This is a genomic window from Mycobacterium sp. (genome assembly GCF_019243155.1).
GTDB lineage: Bacteria > Actinomycetota > Actinomycetes > Mycobacteriales > Mycobacteriaceae > Mycobacterium.
The window spans coordinates 1-18,984 of the sequence record NZ_JAFAUS010000506.1; the positions used below are offsets into that span (position 1 = coordinate 1).

The 18,984-nt window shown below is 67.6% G+C and carries 15 protein-coding genes and 1 pseudogene; 9 read left to right on the plus strand and 7 right to left on the minus strand.

The annotated features are described in order from the left end of the window. Positions 1-141 (plus strand): annotated as a pseudogene (locus JOZ00_RS25505) (short chain dehydrogenase); the annotation flags it as partial. Positions 142-157: 16 nt separating this feature from the next. After that, positions 158-1,009: a MaoC/PaaZ C-terminal domain-containing protein gene (locus tag JOZ00_RS25510; RefSeq protein ID WP_293349896.1), complete on the plus strand. Its 852-nt coding sequence runs from the start codon at positions 158-160 to the stop codon at positions 1,007-1,009. Here the strand turns inward: JOZ00_RS25510 and JOZ00_RS25515 are convergent. The 3 genes from JOZ00_RS25515 to JOZ00_RS25525 all read right to left on the minus strand — a co-directional run bounded on the left by JOZ00_RS25515 (position 1,006) and on the right by JOZ00_RS25525 (position 4,131). Then, a complete protein-coding gene (locus JOZ00_RS25515; protein WP_293349899.1) occupies positions 1,006-2,262 on the minus strand; it encodes a chloride channel protein in 1,257 nt (418 codons plus the stop codon). The genes JOZ00_RS25510 and JOZ00_RS25515 overlap by 4 nt on opposite strands. Positions 2,263-2,279: 17 nt before the next feature. Beyond that, positions 2,280-2,930, minus strand: a complete 651-nt coding sequence (locus JOZ00_RS25520; protein WP_293349902.1) for a TetR/AcrR family transcriptional regulator — start codon at positions 2,928-2,930, stop codon at positions 2,280-2,282. A 64-nt stretch (positions 2,931-2,994) separates the two neighbouring features. Next, entirely contained in the window at positions 2,995-4,131 is a 1,137-nt protein-coding gene (locus JOZ00_RS25525; RefSeq protein WP_293349905.1) for a glycoside hydrolase family 3 N-terminal domain-containing protein, read from the minus strand. A gap of 111 nt (positions 4,132-4,242) precedes the next feature. Here JOZ00_RS25525 and JOZ00_RS25530 point away from each other — a divergent pair, with 111 nt between their 5' ends. The 5 genes from JOZ00_RS25530 (at position 4,243) to JOZ00_RS25550 (ending at position 11,075) form a co-directional block, all read left to right on the plus strand. Beyond that, positions 4,243-4,494, plus strand: coding sequence for a DUF2613 family protein (locus tag JOZ00_RS25530; RefSeq protein WP_293349908.1), 252 nt, complete (start codon positions 4,243-4,245; stop codon positions 4,492-4,494). Between the two features lie 83 nt (positions 4,495-4,577). After that, entirely contained in the window at positions 4,578-4,751 is a 174-nt protein-coding gene (locus JOZ00_RS25535; RefSeq protein ID WP_065443914.1) for a DUF2613 domain-containing protein, read from the plus strand. A 172-nt stretch (positions 4,752-4,923) separates the two neighbouring features. After that, a complete protein-coding gene (locus JOZ00_RS25540; protein WP_293349911.1) occupies positions 4,924-9,108 on the plus strand; it encodes an alpha-(1->3)-arabinofuranosyltransferase in 4,185 nt (1,394 codons plus the stop codon). A gap of 86 nt (positions 9,109-9,194) precedes the next feature. After that, positions 9,195-10,640, plus strand: coding sequence for a lipase maturation factor family protein (locus tag JOZ00_RS25545; RefSeq protein WP_293349914.1), 1,446 nt, complete (start codon positions 9,195-9,197; stop codon positions 10,638-10,640). 147 nt (positions 10,641-10,787) lie between these two features. Then, entirely contained in the window at positions 10,788-11,075 is a 288-nt protein-coding gene (locus JOZ00_RS25550; protein ID WP_293349917.1) for a hypothetical protein, read from the plus strand. A gap of 2 nt (positions 11,076-11,077) precedes the next feature. On the opposite strand, the gene JOZ00_RS25555 is transcribed toward JOZ00_RS25550, so the two are convergent. Then, entirely contained in the window at positions 11,078-12,724 is a 1,647-nt protein-coding gene (locus JOZ00_RS25555; protein WP_293349920.1) for an acetolactate synthase large subunit, read from the minus strand. 91 nt (positions 12,725-12,815) lie between these two features. Here JOZ00_RS25555 and JOZ00_RS25560 point away from each other — a divergent pair, with 91 nt between their 5' ends. After that, positions 12,816-14,192 (plus strand): NADP-dependent succinic semialdehyde dehydrogenase, encoded by a 1,377-nt coding sequence (locus JOZ00_RS25560; protein WP_293349922.1) that lies wholly within the window; start codon positions 12,816-12,818, stop codon positions 14,190-14,192. 124 nt (positions 14,193-14,316) lie between these two features. Here the strand turns inward: JOZ00_RS25560 and JOZ00_RS25565 are convergent, their stop codons facing one another. Both JOZ00_RS25565 and JOZ00_RS25570 read right to left on the minus strand, forming a co-directional pair. Next, positions 14,317-15,258, minus strand: coding sequence for a R2-like ligand-binding oxidase (locus JOZ00_RS25565; protein WP_293349924.1), 942 nt, complete (start codon positions 15,256-15,258; stop codon positions 14,317-14,319). Then, positions 15,255-15,947: a TetR/AcrR family transcriptional regulator gene (locus JOZ00_RS25570; RefSeq protein WP_293349927.1), complete on the minus strand. Its 693-nt coding sequence runs from the start codon at positions 15,945-15,947 to the stop codon at positions 15,255-15,257. Before JOZ00_RS25570 ends, JOZ00_RS25565 begins: the two co-directional genes overlap by 4 nt. 218 nt (positions 15,948-16,165) lie before the next feature. On the opposite strand from JOZ00_RS25570, the gene JOZ00_RS25575 reads away from it, so the two are divergent. Then, entirely contained in the window at positions 16,166-17,116 is a 951-nt protein-coding gene (locus JOZ00_RS25575; RefSeq protein ID WP_293349930.1) for a DUF5996 family protein, read from the plus strand. Positions 17,117-17,204: 88 nt separating this feature from the next. Here the strand turns inward: JOZ00_RS25575 and JOZ00_RS25580 are convergent, their stop codons facing one another. Next, a complete protein-coding gene (locus tag JOZ00_RS25580; protein ID WP_293349933.1) occupies positions 17,205-18,902 on the minus strand; it encodes an acyl-CoA dehydrogenase family protein in 1,698 nt (565 codons plus the stop codon). Positions 18,903-18,984: the final 82 nt, after the last annotated feature.

Genomic DNA, 18,984 nt, shown 5'->3' on the forward strand with positions numbered 1-18,984 from the left:
GGCCGCCGGATGAACTCGCTGTTCCAGGGTGGCCAACCGGTGGACGTCGCCGAGACCATCGCCTACTTCGCCAGCCCTGCGTCGAACGCGGTGACGGGCAACGTCATTCGTGTCTGCGGCCAGGCCATGCTGGGCGCATAGCTGCGAGGAGAATGCCATGAATCAGCCAAGCGGCCTGAAGAACATGCTGCGCGCCGCGGCCGGTGCCCTGCCCGTCGTGTCCCGCGGAACCGGGCTTCCAACCCGCGCGGTGAGCGTCGAGGAGCTGCCCATCGACCAGACCAACGTGGCCGAGTACGCCGCGGTCACCGGTCTGCGTTACGGCAACAACGTGCCGCTGACCTATCCCTTCGCGTTGACCTTTCCCGCGTTGATGTCGCTGGTGACCGGGTTCGACTTCCCTTTCGCCGCAATGGGATCGGTGCACACCGAGAACCACATCACGCAGTACCGCCCGATTGCGGTCACCGACACCGTGGGCGTGGCTGTGCACGCCGAAAACCTGCGCGAACACCGAAAGGGCCTGCTGGTCGACCTGGTGACCGATGTCAGCGTGGGCAACGACGTCGCGTGGCATCAGGTGACGACCTTCCTGCACCAACAGCGCACCAGCCTGTCCGACGAGCCCAAGCCGCCGCCGCAGAAACAGCCGAAGATCCCCCCGCCCAGCACTATCCTTCGCATCACCCCCGGCCAGATCCGGCGCTACGCCAGCGTCGGAGGTGATCACAACCCGATCCACACCAACCCGGTCGCGGCCAAGCTGTTCGGGTTCCCCACCGTCATCGCGCACGGAATGTACACCGCGGCAGCGGTATTGGCCAATATCGAAGGGCGCATCCCGGATGCGGCTCGGTATTCGGTGCGGTTCGGCAAGCCGGTGGTGCTGCCGGCCACCACGGGCCTCTACATCGACGGTGACGACAAGGGTTCTTCGGGCTGGGACATTTCGCTGCGCAACATCGCCAAGGGCTACCCGCACCTGACCGGCACCGTCCGACCCCTCTAGCCCGCGTGCGTCGGCCGACGGCCCAGCAGGAGCACCTTCAATCCGTGTGCGCCACAAGCGGTTAGCAGGAAAACCAGGAACAACCACAGCGGCGGACGGGCGAGTTCCCAGACGAAGATCGCGGCCCAGATCGGTGAGCCCTGCGTCACCGCGAGCACCCCGGCGGCACCGGCCAGCGACACCGCCGGCCCGTGCAGATGCGATCCGGCCGCCCAGTTGATCGCCAGGATCAGCGTCGAGCCCGCCGCGGCGCCGGTGGCCAGCGACGGGGTGAGCATGCCACCCGCCCCGCCGGCGCGCAGGAACAGCGCCGTCAGAAGCGGTTTGAGCACCAGGATGGCGGCTGCCGAGGACAACGTCATGGTGCTGGCGAGGCTGACGGTCAGGATGCTGCGGCCGTTGCCGGGCAACTCCGGCCACCAGTGCGAGCAGACTCCCATCACCAGCCCGGCCGCGGCGAGGGCGGGGACCAGCACCCAGGTCCGCATCGCCTTGGCCGGCCGCGCCACCGCCATGAGCCGTTTGAATGCCAGCCCCACCACCAGCGTCACCGGCGCCAGCATCAGCCCGTGCGCGGTGAGCAGGTACGTCGACTCGCTGCTGGGCCAGGTCAGGGTGGCCTGATCGTGCGTGACGGCCGAGCAGACCGCTACGGCCAGGCTGGACGTGAGGAACGCCGCCCCCAGCGCCCGCGGGTGCCAGGTGTTGAGCATGATCCGGGCCGCGAACAGCGCGCCGGCCAACGGCACCGCGTAGACCGCACCGAGCCCGGCCCCGGCCGCGCAGGCCAGCAGAATCTCCCGGTCCCGGGCGGACAGTCGCTTGAGCCACGTGGTCGCGAAATCGCCGAGCGCGGCGGCGAATTGGCGTGGGGCCCCTTCGCGGCCGAGGGATGCGCCGGAGCCCACCAGCAACACCTGCAGGGCCGCGTCGATGCTCCACGCGAAGCGCGGCACCGGTTCGTGGCGTTCGATCGTCTGCGCGAGCGGTGGCACCTCGGAGCGGCTCCGCAACATCCACCACCCGAAACCCGCCAGCGCGCCACCGACCACGGGCCCCAGGGCGCGACGCACCGGACTGCTGCCGGTGATCCCGTTGAGCAGCGTGCCGAAACTGTAGTGGTAGGTGGCGTGTTCGACGAACCGCAGGAAAGAGGTCGCCGCCAATCCGGCGACCCCGGCCAGCAACCCGACGATGATTACCGCGCAGAAGAACTCGACATTGCGGCGGGGCAATCTAGCCGAGGAGGCCACCTGTATGAATGTAGGGGCTAACCGTCGGCGGCGCTGGGTCCGCCCTTCTCGGGCCGCGCCGCGGCCGCTTCCCGCTCCTCCGGCGCACCCCGCAAACCGTGCCAGAACAGGTTGATCATCAGGGCGGCCGCCTCGTCGACGTCGATGTCGCCCGTGCTCAGCCGGTTGGCCGTCGCCTCGCCCGCGCCCACCAGCGCCACGGCCATCATTTCGTGTTCGCGTTCCGGCCTCGGGTTGCGACTACCCGACCGCACCAGGCCCGCGACCAGATCGATGATCTGCTCACGACCCTCGCGGATCACGTGGGCGAACGCCTGAGAGCTGGTGGCCTGCGAGTACATCACGATCCACGACGCCCGGTTGGCGTCGATGTAGCGCATGAACGACCCGATAGCGTTGCGCAGCAGGTCTTTCGGGCTCTGCGTGAAGTCGATGTCGGCGCGGACCGCGTCGATGAATCGGCCCAGTTCGCGGTTCAGGCAGGCCCCGAACAGGTCTTCCTTCGATCCGTAGTACAGATACAGCATGGGCTTGGAGATCTGCGCCTCGGCGGCAATCGCGTCCATCGAGGTCTCGTGGTAGCCGTTCACCGAGAACATTTGGACGGCGGCGTCGAGCATCTGCTGCTCGCGAACGGCGCGCGGTAATCGCTTGGTACCACCCGCCATCGCTTGCCTCTCTAGCCCGTCTATCTGACTCCAGAGTAAGCAATGGACCTTCGCAGCACACGCCTCAGTGGCCGCAGGCGGGGCTGCGGCCCTTCATCGTGGCCACCCGCCCCAGGGAGTCGTTGACCCGCTGCGCCGGCAATTCGCCTGCTGCCACTGCCTTTTCGAGCCGGTCCAGGACCGCGGGCACCTCATCGGTGGTGACCCACAGCGCGACGTCGGTGCCGGCCTGCAAGGTGCGCAGCACCGCCTCGGCAACGCCGTACCGGTCCGAGATCGCGCCCATGCTGGACAAGTCGTCGGTGAACACCGGGCCGTTGAACGGCGCGGCGCCGTAGCCGGTGCCTGAGCGCAGCAGCTGAACCGCCGCCGCGCTCAGGCTGGCCGGGTCGTCGCCGGTGAGACCGGGAACCTGCAGGTGGCCCAGCATCACTCCCACCGGAGCCTTGGTCACCAATTCCCGATACGGGACCAGGTCGACGTTCTGCAGGTCGCTGAGCGGCGGCGTCACGACCCCACCGGTATGCGAGTCGCCTGAGCCGTGCCCGTGGCCGGGGAAGTGCTTGAGCACCGGGAGCAACCCCGAGTCGCGCAGGCCTTGCGCGTACGCCCCGGCGTAGGTGGTGACCGTGTTGGGATCGCCGCCGAACGAGCGGTCGCCGATCACGCCGTCGGTGGACTCGGTGACGTCGACCACGGGAGCGAAGTCGACGGTGATGCCGAGATCGTGCATCTTCTTGCCGCGGTCGGCCGCCAGGTCGTGGACCTGTTGTGCGGTCTGGGTTTGTGCCAACTCACGCGGCGACGGCGACGACCCGATCAGCGACCTCAGTCGCGACACCCGGCCGCCCTCCTCATCGACGCTGACGGCCAGCGGGAGCGGTCCCGCCTTGCCGGCGATATCGGCCAGCGGGCCCTTGAAGATGGACAGGTCCGTCCAGCTGCCGATGAAGATGCCGCCGACGTGGTGGTTGTTGACGACCGCGCGGGCGTCGTCGGCATTCTTCACGCCCACCATCAGCAGCTGGGCCAGCTTGTCGCGCACCGACAGCTTCGTGAGGTCGCCGCAGGCCGGTGGCGCCGGAGCGGCCACGGGTTTGCTGACCGAGGTCGACGCCGGGTGCCGCGCATCGTGGTGGGCGCAGGCTGCGATCAGCGCTGATGCGGCGGCGAACACAGCCAAGGTGCGCGGAAATGCCATCGGGCCATGTTTTCACGTCGGGTGTTTCGCGCCGGGCGCCAGGGGGCATCAACAGCTACGTTGCTGTCGGGGGGCGAGCGAGCCCATTTGACTGGCAGGGAGGAGCCAGCGATGGCCGGGTTCTCTTTGGTGTCCGCTGCCAGCATCGCGGTGGGGTTGTCGATCGGTGCCGCCGCGACCGTCGGCGTCACCCTGGCCGTGGCCGACCATTCCGCCACGCCGGTGCAGACCCGTCCGGCCCCGCGCAGCCTCTCCGGGCCCTACCAGGTGGATTACGGAGACCGCTGCTTTCACGGACACTGCCTACCGACCGACTGCAACCAGTCGTGCGTGAGCGATCTACCGCCGCAATTGCGGCCCTAGGCGGGACTGATGCTGGACGGAGGCCCGGCGCGCTTCTGCTAGGTTGGCGCTAGGTCGTGCCCACAAAGCCCGAGGAGTTGTCGATGAACCGGATCATTGCGCCCGCCGCAGCGAGCGTCGTGGTCGGCTTGTTGCTCGGAGCAGCCGCGATCTTCGGCATCACGTTGATGGTGCAGCAGGACACGAAACCGCCACTTCCCGGGGGCGATCCACAGTCGTCAGTGCTCAACCGGGTCGAATACGGCAACCGTAGCTAGCGGCGATCGCAAGCGCGGCCGTGGCGATCGCAAGCGCGGCGTAGCCGGGCGCAGCGGGTCGCCACTACAGGACGAAGCCGGGCGCAGCGGGTCGCCGCCATCGGATTCAGCCCCGGTAAGGGCCGGCGCGCCGGTCTCGGATTTACCGGGCACGCCCGTCTCGCGCCGGTGGTTGTGGTTGGTCGGGGCGATCGCCCTGGTGCTCACGTTCGCGCAGTCTCCGGGCCGGGTCTCCCCCGACACCAAACTCGACCTGACCGCCAACCCGCTGCGTTTCCTGGCCCGCGCCACCAACCTGTGGAACAGCGAGTTGCCGTTCGGTCAGGCACAAAACCAGGCCTACGGCTACCTGTTCCCGCACGGGACGTTCTTCCTAGCCGGCCACCTGCTCGGACTGCCCGGCTGGGTGACCCAGCGGCTGTGGTGGGCGCTGCTGCTCACCGTCGGCTTCTGGGGCGTGTTGCGGGTCGCCGAGGCGCTGGGGATCGGCAGTCCGGCCTCGCGGGTGATCGGCGCGGCCGCGTTCGCGCTGTCGCCGAGGGTGCTCACCACGCTCGGGTCGATCTCGTCGGAAACCCTGCCGATGATGCTGGCGCCGTGGGTGTTGCTGCCCACGATCCTTGCGTTGCGGGCGTCGAGCAACAGGTCCGTGCGGGCGCTGGCCGCCCAAGCCGGTCTGGCCGTCGCGTTGATGGGCGCGGTCAACGCTATCGCGACGCTGGCCGGCTGCCTGCCCGCGGTGATCTGGTGGGCGTGTCACCGGCCGAACCGGCTGTGGTGGCGTTACACCGGATGGTGGCTGCTGGCCCTGTTGCTCGCGACGTTGTGGTGGGTGGTCGCGCTGGTGATGCTGCGGGTCATCAGTCCGCCCTTCCTGGACTTCATCGAATCATCCGGTGTGACAACGGAATGGTCGTCGCTCACCGAGATACTGCGCGGCACCGACAGTTGGACGCCGTTCGTCGCGCCGACCGCGACCGCGGGCGCCCCGCTGGTGACCGGGTCCGCCGCGATCCTGGGCACCTGCCTGGTCGCCGCGGCCGGACTGGCCGGACTGGCCAGCCCCGCGATGCCCGCCCGGGGACGGCTGGTGACGATGCTGATGGTCGGCGTGGTGTTGATGGCCGTCAGCTACAGCGGTGGGTTGGGCTCGCCGCTGGCCCATCAGGCGCAGGCCTTCCTGGACGCGGCCGGTGCGCCGCTGCGCAACGTGCACAAGCTGGGCTTGGTGATCCGGCTCCCGGTGGTGTTGGGCCTGGCCCAGCTGCTGGGCCGGATACCGCTGCCGGGCACCGCGCCAATGTCGGTGTGGCTGCGCTCGTTCGCCCATCCGGAGCGCGACAGGCGCGTCGCGACCGCGCTGGTGATCCTGACCGCACTGCTGGTCAGCACGTCGCTGGCGTGGACCGGTCGGCTGACTCCGCCGGGCACGTTCAGTGCGATCCCGAAGTACTGGCATGACGCCGCCGACTGGCTCACCGAACACAACACCGGTAAACCGCAACCCGGGCGGGTGCTGGTGGTCCCGGGCGCACCGTTCGCCACCCAGGTGTGGGGCACCAGTCACGACGAGCCGCTGCAGGTGCTGGGCAGCAGCCCGTGGGGGGTGCGCGACTCCATCCCGTTGAACCCGCCGCAAACCATTCGGGCGCTCGATTCGGTGCAACGCCTGTTCGCAGCCGGCCGGCCATCCGCAGGTTTGGCCGATACCCTTGCCCGACAAGGCATTTCATACCTTGTGTTGCGCAACGACCTGGACCCAGAGACTTCGCGCTCGGCACGCCCGATCCTGGTGCACCGCGCCATCGAGGGCTCACCGGGGCTGGCGAAGGTCGCCCAGTTCGGCGCACCGGTGGGTCCGGGCACGTTGGCCGGCTTCGTCGCGGACAGCGGGCTGCGGCCGCGCTATCCCGCGGTGGAGATCTACCGGGTCGGGCCGCCCGACGCCGATCCAGGAGCGCCGTATTTCGTTGCCGCCGAGGAGCTTTCCCGCGTCGCCGGCGGTCCCGAGTCGTTGCTGCGCCTCGACGAACGCCGGCGCCTTCAAGGCCAACCCCCGCTCGGGCCGGTGCTGATGGCATCCGACGCGCGGGGCACCGGTCTGCCGATACCGTCGGTGACCGTCACCGACACCCCGGTGGCCCGCGAGACCGATTACGGCCGCGTGGATCAACATTCGTCGGCCATTCGGGCGGCCGGCGACGCGCGGCACACCTACAACCGGGTGCCCGACTACCCCGTCCCCGGGGTCGACCCGGTGCTCGGCGCGTGGAACGGCGGCCGGATCACCGTGTCGAGCTCGGCGTCGGATTCCACCGCGATGCCCGACGTCGCACCGGCCACCTCCCCGATGGCCGCGATCGACGGCGACCCGGCGACGGCGTGGGTGTCCAACTCGCTGCAGGCCGCAGTCGGCCAATGGCTGCAGGTCGATTTCGATCATCCGGTGACCAACGCGGCGATCACGGTGACGCCCAGCGCCACGGCCGTCGGCGCCCAGGTTCGCCGCGTCCTCATCGAAACCGCCAACGGCAGCACCACTCTGCGATTCGACGAGCCAGGCAAGCCGCTGGCCGCCGCGCTGCCCTACGGCGAAACCCCGTGGGTACGGATCACCGCCGCGGGCACCGACGACGGCTCCCCGGGCGTGCAATTCGGCATCACCGACCTGTCGATCACCCAGTACGACGCGTCCGGCTTTGCGCACCCGGTCGACCTGCGGCACACGGTCGAGGTTCCCGGGCCGCCGCGGGGCTCGGCGGTCGCGGGGTGGGACCTGGGATCGGAACTGCTCGGCAGGCCGGGCTGCGCCCCGGCGCCCGACGGCATGCGCTGCGCGGCGTCGATGGCCCTGGCGCCCGAAGAGCCAGTCAACTTCAGCCGGACGCTGACCGTTCCGGCACCGACGACGGTGCGCCCGATTGTGTGGGTGCGGCCCCGCCAGGGTCCCAAGCTCGCCGACCTGATCGCCGAGCCGAACACCACCCAGGCGCACGGTGATTCGGACGCGGTGGACATCCTCGGCTCGGCGTACGCAGCCACCGACGGCGATCCGAACACCGCGTGGACGGCACCGCAGCGGGTGGTGCAGCACAAGACCCCGCCCACGCTGACGCTCACCCTGCCGCGGCCCACCGAGGTCACCGGGTTGCGTCTGGTGCCCAGCCGGTCCGCGCTGCCCGCGAACCCGACGACGGTCGCCGTCAACCTGGGCGACGGCCCGCAGGCCGCCCAACTGAAGCCCGGCGAACCGGCGACCTTGCCCCTGAAGTCGCGGGTGACCGACACCGTCACCGTCAGCCTCCTGGACTGGGAAGACATCATCGACCGCAACGCGTTGGGCTTCGACCAGCTCAAGCCGCCCGGCCTGGCCGAGGTGGCGGTGCTGGGCGCCGACGGCAAGCCGATCGCGCAGGCCGACGCCACCCGCAACCGTGTCCGTGCGATCACGATCGACTGCGACCACGGTCCGGTCATCGCCGTCGCGGGCCGGTTCGTGCATACCTCGATCCACAGCACGGTGGGCGCGCTGCTGGATGGCGATCCCATTCCGGCGGTCGCCTGCGACCGCGACCCGATCGCGCTGCCCGCGGGGCGGCAGGAGCTGTTGATCAGTCCCGGCGCTCAGTTCGTCGTCGATGGCGCGGCGCTGTCGACTTCGGCCGCCGCCACGCCGCCGGGCGCCGTGCAGGTTCCCAGCTGGCGGACCTGGGGTCCGGACCGCCGCGAGGTGCAGGCGCCCCCGTCGGGAACTACCCGGGTGCTGGTCATCCCGGAGAGCATCAACCCCGGTTGGGTGGCCCACACCAGCACCGGGACCCGTTTGACACCGGTCGCCGTCAACGGCTGGCAACAGGGCTGGGTGGTGCCGGCCGGAGATCCCGGCGCCATCACGCTGACGTTCGCCTCCAACTCGCTCTACCGGGCCGGTCTCGCGGTGGGGCTGGCGTTGTTGCCACTGCTGGCCCTGCTCGCGTTCTGGCGCACCCGCAGGCGGGGCGACGAGGACCCGCCCGCACAACCCTGGCGGCCGGGGGCGTGGGCGGCCGTCGCGGTGGTCGCGGCCGGGGCGCTGATCGCCGGGGTTGCCGGTGTCGTCGTCACGGGCGCGGCCCTGGGCCTGCGGTACGCGCTGCGGCGTCGCGCCGACGGCGTCAGCATGCTGTTGAGCGCCGGCGGGCTGGTGCTGGCCGGGGCGGCACTGTCCCGTCATCCCTGGCGGTCGGTCGACGGGTATGCCGGGCATTCGGCGCATGTGCAGCTGCTGGCGCTGATTTCGCTTGCGGTGCTTGCCGTTTCCGCGGTGACCAGAAACAACCATCGGCCCGAGCGGGCGCAGGGGCCTCGCGACGAGTAGCTCCCAAGGTATTGGCTACCGGTTTGCCAGCTGATTGACTGGATATGCCGGTTGGTGTCACCGTCACCGTCCGAGGAGTCAGGGCCATGGGCTGGTTAGCCGCACCCGAATATTGGCTGGGCAGAATGGTGCTCGAGCGCGGTGCCGCGGCAATCTATCTGCTCGCGTTCATCGCGGCCGCCACTCAATTCCGGGCGCTGATCGGTGAGCACGGCATACTGCCCGTCCCGCGGTTGTTGGCCGCGGCGTCATTTTGGCGGATCCCCAGCATCTTTCACATGCGCTACTCCGACCGGCTGTTCGCGGCGGTCGCCTGGTTCGGCGCGGCCCTGTCGGCCGCGATCGTCGCCGGCGCCGCCGATGCGGTGCCGCTGTGGGCCGCGATGCTGATGTGGCTGACGCTGTGGGTGCTTTACCTGTCGATCGTCAACGTCGGGCAGGCCTGGTACGCGTTCGGCTGGGAATCATTGCTGCTGGAGGCCGGGTTCTTGATGATCTTTCTCGGCAACGACCAGGTGGCGCCACCGGTGCTCACGCTGTGGATGGCCCGCTTGTTGCTGTTCCGCGTCGAGTTCGGCGCGGGCCTGATCAAGCTGCGCGGCGACTCGTGCTGGCGCGATCTGACCTGCCTGTACTACCACCACGAGACGCAGCCCATGCCCGGGCCGTTGAGCTGGCTCTTTCATCACCTGCCCAAGCCGTTGCATCGAATCGAGGTGGCGGGCAACCACTTCGCGCAGCTGATCGTGCCCTTCGGATTGTTCACGCCGCAACCGGTGGCCAGCGTCGCGGCCGCGATCATCGTGGTGACCCAGCTGTGGCTGGTGGCCTCGGGAAACTTCGCCTGGCTCAACTGGATTACCATCCTGCTGGCGTGCACCGCGATTGACGACTCGTCGGTGGCGCTGCTGTTCGGCGAGCCCTCGCATCCGGCGTTGCCGGCGCCCCCGATGTGGTTCGCCGGCCTGGTGATCGCCTTCACGGTTTCGGTGCTGTTCATGAGCTACTGGCCGATGCGCAACATGCTCTCTTCGGGTCAGCGAATGAACATGTCGTTCAACGCCTTTCATCTGGTGAACACCTACGGCGCCTTCGGCACCGTCGGGCGCATCCGCCGGGAGGTGGTGATCGAGGGCACCGACGACGCGACCATCACCGCGCAGACGGTCTGGAAGGAATACGACTTCAAGGGCAAGCCGGGCGCCGTGCGCCGACTGCCCCGGCAGTGGGCGCCCTACCATTTGCGGCTGGACTGGTTGATGTGGTTCGCCGCCATCTCGCCCGGCTACGCGCAGCCTTGGCTGGTGCCGCTGCTGCAGCGGCTGCTGCGCAACGACCGGCCGACACTAAGGTTGTTGCGGCGCAACCCCTTCCCAGAGTCGCCACCTCGCCACGTGCGCGCGCAGCTCTACCAGTACCGCTTCACCACCCCGGCCGAGCTGCGGCGCGACCGCGCGTGGTGGCATCGCACGCTGATCGGTGGTTACGTGCCGCCCATTTCCCTGCCGGCGGCGGCGTCGGGCTACTTCTGATAGGACAGCGCCCCGGTGCCCGCGAGCTTGCCGCCCTGGACACCCGTGTTAGCTCTGTGACCTGAATGTGGCCGAATAGTGCGCGCTACCAAACTATCTTAGCGATCGGCAGATTCAGCAACCTCTCTGTCATCACACGAGGAGAACATGGATTTCGAAGGCGAGCACACCCGCGACCTGCTGGCATTGGCGCAGCGGGCACTACAGGGCGACCCCATCAGCAAGGATCTGCTGTGCACGGCCGCGGTCCGAGTTATTGACAATCCTCCCCGCGACGGGATTCTGCGCAGCCTCGTCGATCACGTGTGCCAGGCAGTTTTCGACTGGACGTGCTTCGATGGGTCACGCGCGCGACTCGAGGGTGTGATCGAGGGTTACCAAATGGCGGCCAGCACCCTGGAGTTCGATGAGCGGCTGAACAAGCTGCGGCACTAGCCCTACAGCGTCTCGTCCAGTTCGCCGAGGCGGTCGGTAAGCCGCAGATTCTCCGAGTAGTCGACGGGGCAGCAGATCAGCGAGACCCCGTCGTCGGCGAGCGCGGCCTTCAGCGTCGGCAACAGCTCCTCGGCATGAGAGATTCGATAGCCTTTGGCGCCAAAGCTTTCCGCGTACTTCACGATGTCGGGGTTGCCGAACTTCACGTAGTGGTGCTCGCCGAGCTCGAGGTCCATCTTCCACTCGATCAGGCCGTAGCCGCCGTCCTCCCAGATCAGCACGACCAGCGGTATCCGCTCCCGGACCGCGGTTTCGATCTCCTGGGAGTTCATCAGGAAGGCCCCGTCACCGACGACGGCCAGCACCTTCGACTCCGGCTCGGCCAACTTCACCCCGAGCGCACCCGGCAGCGCAAAACTCATGGTGGACAGGCCATTTGAGATCAGACAGGTGTTCCGCTCGTAGGTCGGGTAGAGCCGGGCCATCCACATCTTGGTGGCACCCGTGTCGACCAGGACGACGTCGCCGCGGCCCAGTGCCTCGCGGGTGTCGGCGACGACCCGCGCGGGCGCCAGCGGGTAGCGCGAATCCTCTTGCCCCCGAGCAAATTCGTCGCTGAGCAGACCGGAACCGGGGATTTCCGGATCGGCTTCGAAGACGTGATCTTCCAGCGCCTCCGTCAGCGCGTCCAGCGAGGCGCTGATGTCGCCGATGATCCCGACGTCGACCGAATAGTGCGCGTCGACCTCGGCGGGGAAGCGGTGAACGTGGATGATCTTCTTGTCGGCCTTGGGATTGATCCTGACCGGATCGAACTCCTGCAGCTCGTAACCGACCGCGATGACGGCGTCGGCGTTGTCGAACCCGAAGTTGACGTAGTCGTGCGTCATGAACCCGATCGTCCCGATGCTGTTGGGGTGGTCGTCGGGCATGACGCCCTTGCCGTGGAAGGTGTTGGCCACCGGGATGCCGAATTTCTCGGAGAACCGCAACAGAGCCTTGGTCGCGTCGGAGCGGGCGGCGCCGTGCCCGGCGAGCACCACCGGCCGCTGGGCGTTGCGAAGGATGTCGACGGCGCGCGCCACCTGGCGGAAGGCCGGCGCATCGGCGCGAACGACGTTGCGCGGCAAGGGAGTCAGGTCGTAGTCGGCCTCATCGGCGTCGATGTGCTCGGGCACGGCGAGGTACACCGCCGCCGGACGTTCGGTCTCGGCGAGTTTGAAGGCCTTGCGGACCATCTCCGGTATCGCGTCTACAGTCGGGATGCCTGCGGCCCACCGGGTGATCGGGACGAACATCGACACCAGGTCGACGTACTGGTGCGATTCCTTGTACTGACGGTTCTGACCCACCTGCGCGGAGATCGCGACCAGCGGGGTGCTGTTGGTGGTGGCGTCGGCGACGCCGAGTTGCATGTTGATGGCGCCGGGGCCCAGCGTCGAGGACACTACCGCCGCCCGCCCGGTGACCCGCCCGTACATCTCGGCCATGAACGACGCCGCCTGCTCGTGGCGGGTCAGCACATAGCGGATGTTCGACGAGGCGAGCGCTTGCACGAAACGGATGTTCTCCTCGCCCGGCAGCCCGAAGACCACGGAAACACCCTCGTTTTCCAGGCACTTGACTATCAGCTCGGCAGCTTTGCTCATCTGGGACCTCCCTAAAGGGAACGATAGTGGCAGGCTAGGTGTTGGACGTTTCAGCTATCGATCAAGACGAACCAGATGAAGGAGGGCCACCGTGGCGATCGCCACCATCAACCCGGCCACCGGCGAGACAGTCAAAACCTTCACCCCCGCAACGGACGACGAAGTCGAGGCGGCCATCGCCCGAGCCCACGAGCGGTTCCTCGACTACCGCCACTCCACCACGTTTGCCCAGCGCGCCGAGTGGGCAAACGCCACGGCGGACCTGCTGGAGAAAGAGGCCGACGACGTAGCGGCCATGATGACCCTGGAAATGGGCAAGACCCTGGCCTCCGCCAAGGGCGAAGCCCTCAAGTGCGCCAAGGGTTTTCGTTACTACGCCGAGAACGCCGAGAAGCTGCTGGCCGACGAGCCGGCCGAGGCGTCGAAGGTCGGCGCGAAGCGCGCCTACACCCGCTGGCAGCCACTGGGCGTGGTGCTGGCCGTGATGCCGTGGAACTTTCCGCTGTGGCAGGCCGTCCGGTTCGCCGCACCGGCGCTGATGGCCGGCAACGTCGGCATCCTCAAGCACGCGTCGAACGTGCCGCAGTCCGCGCTGTATCTGTCCGACGTCATCGCCCGTGGCGGTTTCCCCGACGGCTGCTTCCAGACCCTGCTGGTCTCGTCCAGCGCGGTCGAGAAGATCCTGCGCGACCCCCGGGTGGCAGCGGCCACCCTGACCGGCAGCGAGCCGGCCGGCCAGTCCGTCGCAGCCATCTGCGGTGACGAGATCAAGCCGACCGTGATGGAACTCGGCGGCAGCGACCCGTTCATCGTCATGCCGTCCGCGGACCTGGACGAGGCCGTCAAGACCGCGGTCAAAGCCCGGGTACAGAACAACGGCCAATCCTGCATCGCCGCCAAGCGATTCATCGTCCACACCGACATCTACGACACGTTCGTCGACAAGTTCGTCGAGCGGATGGAAGCCCTCAAGGTCGGCGACCCCACCGACCCGGACACCGAGGTGGGGCCACTGGCCACCGAGTCGGGCCGCGACGAGATCGCCAAGCAGGTCGACGACGCCGCCGCGGCAGGCGCCACGATCCGGACCGGCGGCAAGACCCCGGACCGGCCCGGCTGGTTCTACCCGCCGACGGTGGTCACCGACATCACCAAGGACATGGCGCTCTACACCGAAGAGGTCTTCGGGCCGGTCGCCTCGATGTACCGCGCCTCGGGCATCGACGAGGCCATCGAGATCGCCAACGCAACCACGTTCGGGTTGGGGTCCAACGCCTGGACCAACGACGAGGCCGAGCAGGAACGCTTCATCGACGACATCGAGGCCGGGCAGGTCTTCATCAACGGGATGACGGTGTCCTACCCCGAGCTCGGGTTCGGCGGCGTCAAGCGCTCCGGTTACGGTCGCGAACTCGCGAGCCTGGGCATCCGGGCGTTCTGCAACGCCAAGACCGTCTGGGTCGGGTAGGGCTCCAGGCCACTAGGACTGCGGCGGTCGCAAGCGCGGCGCAGCCGGGTGCAGCGGGCCGCCGCCGTTAGGCGGATGCGGCGGTCGCAAGCGCGGCGCAGCCGGGTGCAGCGGGCCGCCGCCATTAAGCGGATGCGCCGACGAGGGCTTGCGCGTCCTCGTCGGCGAAGGTGTCCTCCAGCTGCACCGGTGAGTAGTCGAGGTCGATCTCACCAACGGGTCGTCCGCGGGCGCTGCTGATCGTGCCGAGCCGCCGCATCCCCTTGTCGGACGCGTACTGCAAGAACTCCTCTGTCGACAGACCGAAGGGCATCGGGTCGTACAGGGAGAAGCCCTCCTCGATGAGGCGCAGCCCGAGCGGCATCAGCTCGTTCATGCGCGTTTCGAAGACTCCCCAGTTGGCGTCGTCAGCCGCAACGTGGCGCCGGCAGGTGAAGGTGCCCCACGCCATGTGGCGGCGCTCGTCATCACCGATCCGGCGCACCAACTCCTGCATGCCCGGCAGGATTCCGCGCTCCACGCAGATCTTGTGCCAGCCGAAGTATCCGGTCAGCGCCAGCATGCCCTCGACCATGTGGTTGTAGGTCACCGACGCCCGGACCTGCGCGGCCGGGGACGGGTCGATCGACAGGGCGTTCAGACATTCGGGCAGCTCTTCGTAGAAGATCGTGCGGTAGGTGGGGATGTCATCGAGGTACTGGTGCAGATCGCCGGTGATGCCTACGGCGTCCAGCCACATGCGGAACACCTGGACGTGCTTGGCCTCCTCGAACGCGAACTGCGTCAGGTACATCTCATCGCCCAGCCGGCCCTCGGCCCGCATGGCGGACATGAACGGCTGAATGTCCTCTGTCACCGCCTCCTCGCCGGCGATAAACTCGGCGCACAGCCGGGTGGCGTAGTGCCGTTCGTCGTCGGTCAGGCGCTCCCAGTCCGCGCGGTCGCGGGAGAAGTCGATGTCGGCCGGATTCCAGAACTTGGCATTCCCACCGGCAAATAGCTTGAGCGGCAAGCTATCCCAGTTGAGTCCGCCGGCAACCATTGAGCCCGAGTGTGTGCGTGTCATGTGACCTCCTCAGATCGCATTGGGGCTGAATTGATGAAGGCATTGGGTTTTGCGGCAAATGCGGCCGCGAGCACGGCAACGAGCCTGCGCACCGCGAGCGCCGGCTGTTCCGGCGTGGGCTCGTCGAGCCCGAGGATCGGGTCCAGTCCGCGCATGTAGGGCGCCAGCGCCAGATGCGGAAAGATCAACAGCAGCAACGACATCAGCGCGTCGGTGTCCGAATCGGAGCGCAGGTCGCCGCGGGTGTGCGCGTCGCGGACGAGCGGCCGCATCACTTCCAGGTAGTGACGGTGAATGACGTTCTGCACGCTGACGCGGGCCTCTGTGTCGACCTCGAGGGTCGCCGCGGCGTGCAGCGCACGTTCGTGCGGGTGGTCCGCGAAGTAGGCCACCCACGCGTCGAGCCAGTCGGTCAGGAAGTCGAAGAACGGTCGGCTCGGGTCCAGCTCGCGGATGCGGTTCTCCATGTAGGCCCGCACCCGCTGGCTGGCGATGTCGGCGATGAACGCATACAGGTCACGCTTGTCGGCGAAGTACTGGAACAGGCTGCCCTTGGCGACTCCGGCGCGGCGCGCGATGACGTTGAGGCTGCCCCGGGAGAAGCCGTGCGCCCCGAACTCCGCCTCCGCGGCCTCGATTATCGCTGCGCGACGAGCGGGGTCGACCCGCGCCCAAGTCACCGTTGGCAATACGCCTCCTCGAGTAAATGACCACTGGTCATTCTACTGTGAGGCAGCTCACAGTCAAGGGGTCTGTCGGCCAGTGTGCGGCCAGCCGCACGCTCAGGCACGAATGTGCGGCCAGCCGCACATTCGGCACCGAAGAGTCAGGGCCACCCCCAGCGAGAAATTCGGCAAGCGAGCACTATCGGTGTAGCGACCCCGCCGAATAGAGCCGAGGAGTGATCGTGACGACGCACCACGACGACAGCGATGCGTGGCCCAGCCTGCGGGTTGACGACTGGGCTCCAACGAGGCAGACACTGCACATGTGGGCTCAGATCGTCGGCAAGATCCGACTGGTCCATTCACCCATGGTCAACCATTGGTGGCAGGTCACGTCGTATGTGACCCCGCGCGGTTTGACGACGTCGGCGATCCCGTACGGGTCAGCGGCCTTCGATATCGAGTTCGATTTCATCGACCACGTGCTGCTGATCCGCAGCAGCACCGGTGTGACCCGCAGTGTGCGCCTGGAACCGAAATCGGTGGCCGAGTTCTATTCGCAGACGATGCGGGCACTCGACGAGCTGGGATTCTCCACGCGCATCCAGTCGCACCCCAACGAGGTAGACCCGGCCATACCGTTCGCCGAAGATGTCGAACATGCGTCATACGACGCCGATGCGGCGAGGCTGTTCTGGCGTCAGCTGCTCGCGGCAAACCGCGTGCTCGGCCAGTTTCGGTCCCGGTTCATGGGCAAGGTGAGTCCGGTCCATTTCTTTTGGGGTGCAATGGATCTCGCATGCACCAGATTTTCCGGGCGCGGCGCGCCGCGGCACCCGGGCGGTGCACCCAATGTCGGAGACTGGGTGATGGTCGAGGGCTACTCGCGAGAACTGAGCAGCTGTGGATTCTTTCCCGGCGGCGGCGATGAGGGCGCTTTCTACGCCTACGCCTATCCAGAACCCGAGGGCTTCGCCGAGCACCCGGTGCGCCCCGAGCAGGCCGGCTACGACAAGGATCTCGGGGAATACCTGTTGCCCTACGAAGCGGTGCGGCGGGCAACCGACCCCGACCTGACTCTTCTCGAGTTCTTGCAAGACACCTACGAAGCGGCCGCGGTGCATGCCGGCTGGGACCGCGCGGCACTCGAAGACGACCCTGACCGCTGGAAGGCTTACCAAACTCGCGCATGACGCGTTTCTTGTCGAACGTGAAAGTAACTTCACGCTCACTGCCCAACGTGAAACTAACTTCACGTTCGGCGCCGCGATGCGGCAAGGGTCAGGGGCGCATCCGGTAGGCGCCGTTGATCGGCAGGATGTGTTCCTTCCAGATCTGGTCGTAGCTTGCGGGGTCGTGCACCGGGCGGCGGATCATCCGCAGCGCGAAGCGGGCCTGCTCGTCCGTCGTCGCCGGCTTGTCGCTCAGCTCCACGGCGTAGGCGTTGAAGTCGCGCACCAACACGGCGAGAATCCCGTCGATCAACGTCGGGTCCACACCCGACAGCCCGGCCTCCTCGAGGATGAGCTGCGCGTAGGGGACCGTCGCGAACAACTGGCCGACGGCGAAGGCGAAGTCGATGTCCTTCTGCTGCGCCGCGTCGGGGGTGGCGCTGGCCAGCATCTCGGCGAGCACGTCGATCTGGCTGCGCAGCAGGGCGACGTTGGGCAGGTGAGCGAAGCTGTCGAACGACTTCCGCCAGTCGTGGAAACGCACCTTGCCCAGGCCGCCGGTGGGTCCCTGCGCGAACAGGAAGGTGTCGTCGGACGCGTCGTCGCGGCGACCGATGACGGGCAGTTCGGCGTTGGGCGCGAACAGGAAGTTGGGCATGAACTTGGCGAGCAGCCCGATGTTGATGTGGACGGTGCCCTCAAGCCGGGGCAGCAGCCCGATCTCACGCGTCATGGCCTCGAAGATGGTGTCCTTCTCGACGCCCTTGGCGGCGATGACGTCCCACATCGCGGTGATGACGCGCTCGCCTTCACTGGTGATCTTCGCTTTGGTGAGCGGGCTGTACAGCAGGTAGCGCCGGTCATCTGCCGACGCGCTGCGCATGTAGTCGCTGGCGCGGGTGGCGACCAGCTTCATCGCCGCAAGCCGCACATAGGCGTCGGTGAGCAGCCGTCGCACGTGGGAGAAGTCGGTGACGACCGTCCCGTACAGGATGCGGTTGGACGCGTGGGTGACCGCCTCGTACATGGCGTGGGTGCACATGCCGACCGCGCCCCAACCCAGGTTGTACTTGCAGACGTTGACGGTGTTGAGCGCGGCGTGGAACGCCTCGGGTCCGCGGTGCAGAATGTCGCCCTCGGTGACCGGGTAGTCGCGCAACGCGTAGTTGGCGACGAAGTTCTGCGAGTTCACCACGTTCTTGATCAGGTCGTACCGGTCGTGCTGGGAGTCGGCCGTGAAGAACACGTATTCGTCCGACCCGGCGATCTTGCCGAACGTGGAGACCATGCGCGCCACGTTGGCGTTGCCGATGTAGTACTTCTCGCCGCTGGCCGTCCAGCCGTCGTCGTTCGGCGTCAGGATCATGTCCGTCTGGTAGACGTCGGCGCCGTGCGATTGCTCTGACAGGCCGAAGGCGAACACCTCGCCGGCCTCCAGCTGCGCGGCCGCCTTGCGCTTGGCGTCCTCGTTGTCGCTCATCCAGATCGGACCCAGGCCCAGGGCGGTGACCTGGAACGGGTACCAGTAGTTCAGCCCGTAGAAACCGACAATCTCGGCGAACTCACTGATCCGGTAGGTGTCCCACCGGCAGTCGTCTGCACCGTACTCGGCCGGCGTGAGCAGGGAGGCGAAGATGCGCTCCCGCCCGATGTGGTTCAAAAACTCGGAGTACCAAGCCCGTTCGTGATCGTCGGACTTCAACCGCGCTTTTCCCCGCGATTCGAAGAAGTCCACCGTCGCGGCCATGATCTCCGACGAGCGACGGTCTGGGTACTGGCGTTGCAGGTGATTGGGATTGAGCAACATCACGTGACTCCCAGGGTTGCCTTGTATAGACGTCGGTGACGGTACTGCAATGGGCGCGGCCGTCGTGGCGCACCCGAGAAAA

Coding starts and splice junctions, on each gene's coding strand:
- JOZ00_RS25525 (WP_293349905.1), bottom strand. CDS start 4,131: ATGGCATTTCCGCGCACCTTGGCTGTGTTCGCCGCCGCATCAGCGCTG.
- JOZ00_RS25520 (WP_293349902.1), bottom strand. CDS start 2,930: ATGGCGGGTGGTACCAAGCGATTACCGCGCGCCGTTCGCGAGCAGCAG.
- JOZ00_RS25530 (WP_293349908.1), top strand. CDS start 4,243: ATGGCCGGGTTCTCTTTGGTGTCCGCTGCCAGCATCGCGGTGGGGTTG.
- JOZ00_RS25545 (WP_293349914.1), top strand. CDS start 9,195: ATGGGCTGGTTAGCCGCACCCGAATATTGGCTGGGCAGAATGGTGCTC.
- JOZ00_RS25565 (WP_293349924.1), bottom strand. CDS start 15,258: ATGACACGCACACACTCGGGCTCAATGGTTGCCGGCGGACTCAACTGG.
- JOZ00_RS25580 (WP_293349933.1), bottom strand. CDS start 18,902: ATGTTGCTCAATCCCAATCACCTGCAACGCCAGTACCCAGACCGTCGC.
- JOZ00_RS25550 (WP_293349917.1), top strand. CDS start 10,788: ATGGATTTCGAAGGCGAGCACACCCGCGACCTGCTGGCATTGGCGCAG.
- JOZ00_RS25535 (WP_065443914.1), top strand. CDS start 4,578: ATGAACCGGATCATTGCGCCCGCCGCAGCGAGCGTCGTGGTCGGCTTG.
- JOZ00_RS25510 (WP_293349896.1), top strand. CDS start 158: ATGAATCAGCCAAGCGGCCTGAAGAACATGCTGCGCGCCGCGGCCGGT.
- JOZ00_RS25555 (WP_293349920.1), bottom strand. CDS start 12,724: ATGAGCAAAGCTGCCGAGCTGATAGTCAAGTGCCTGGAAAACGAGGGT.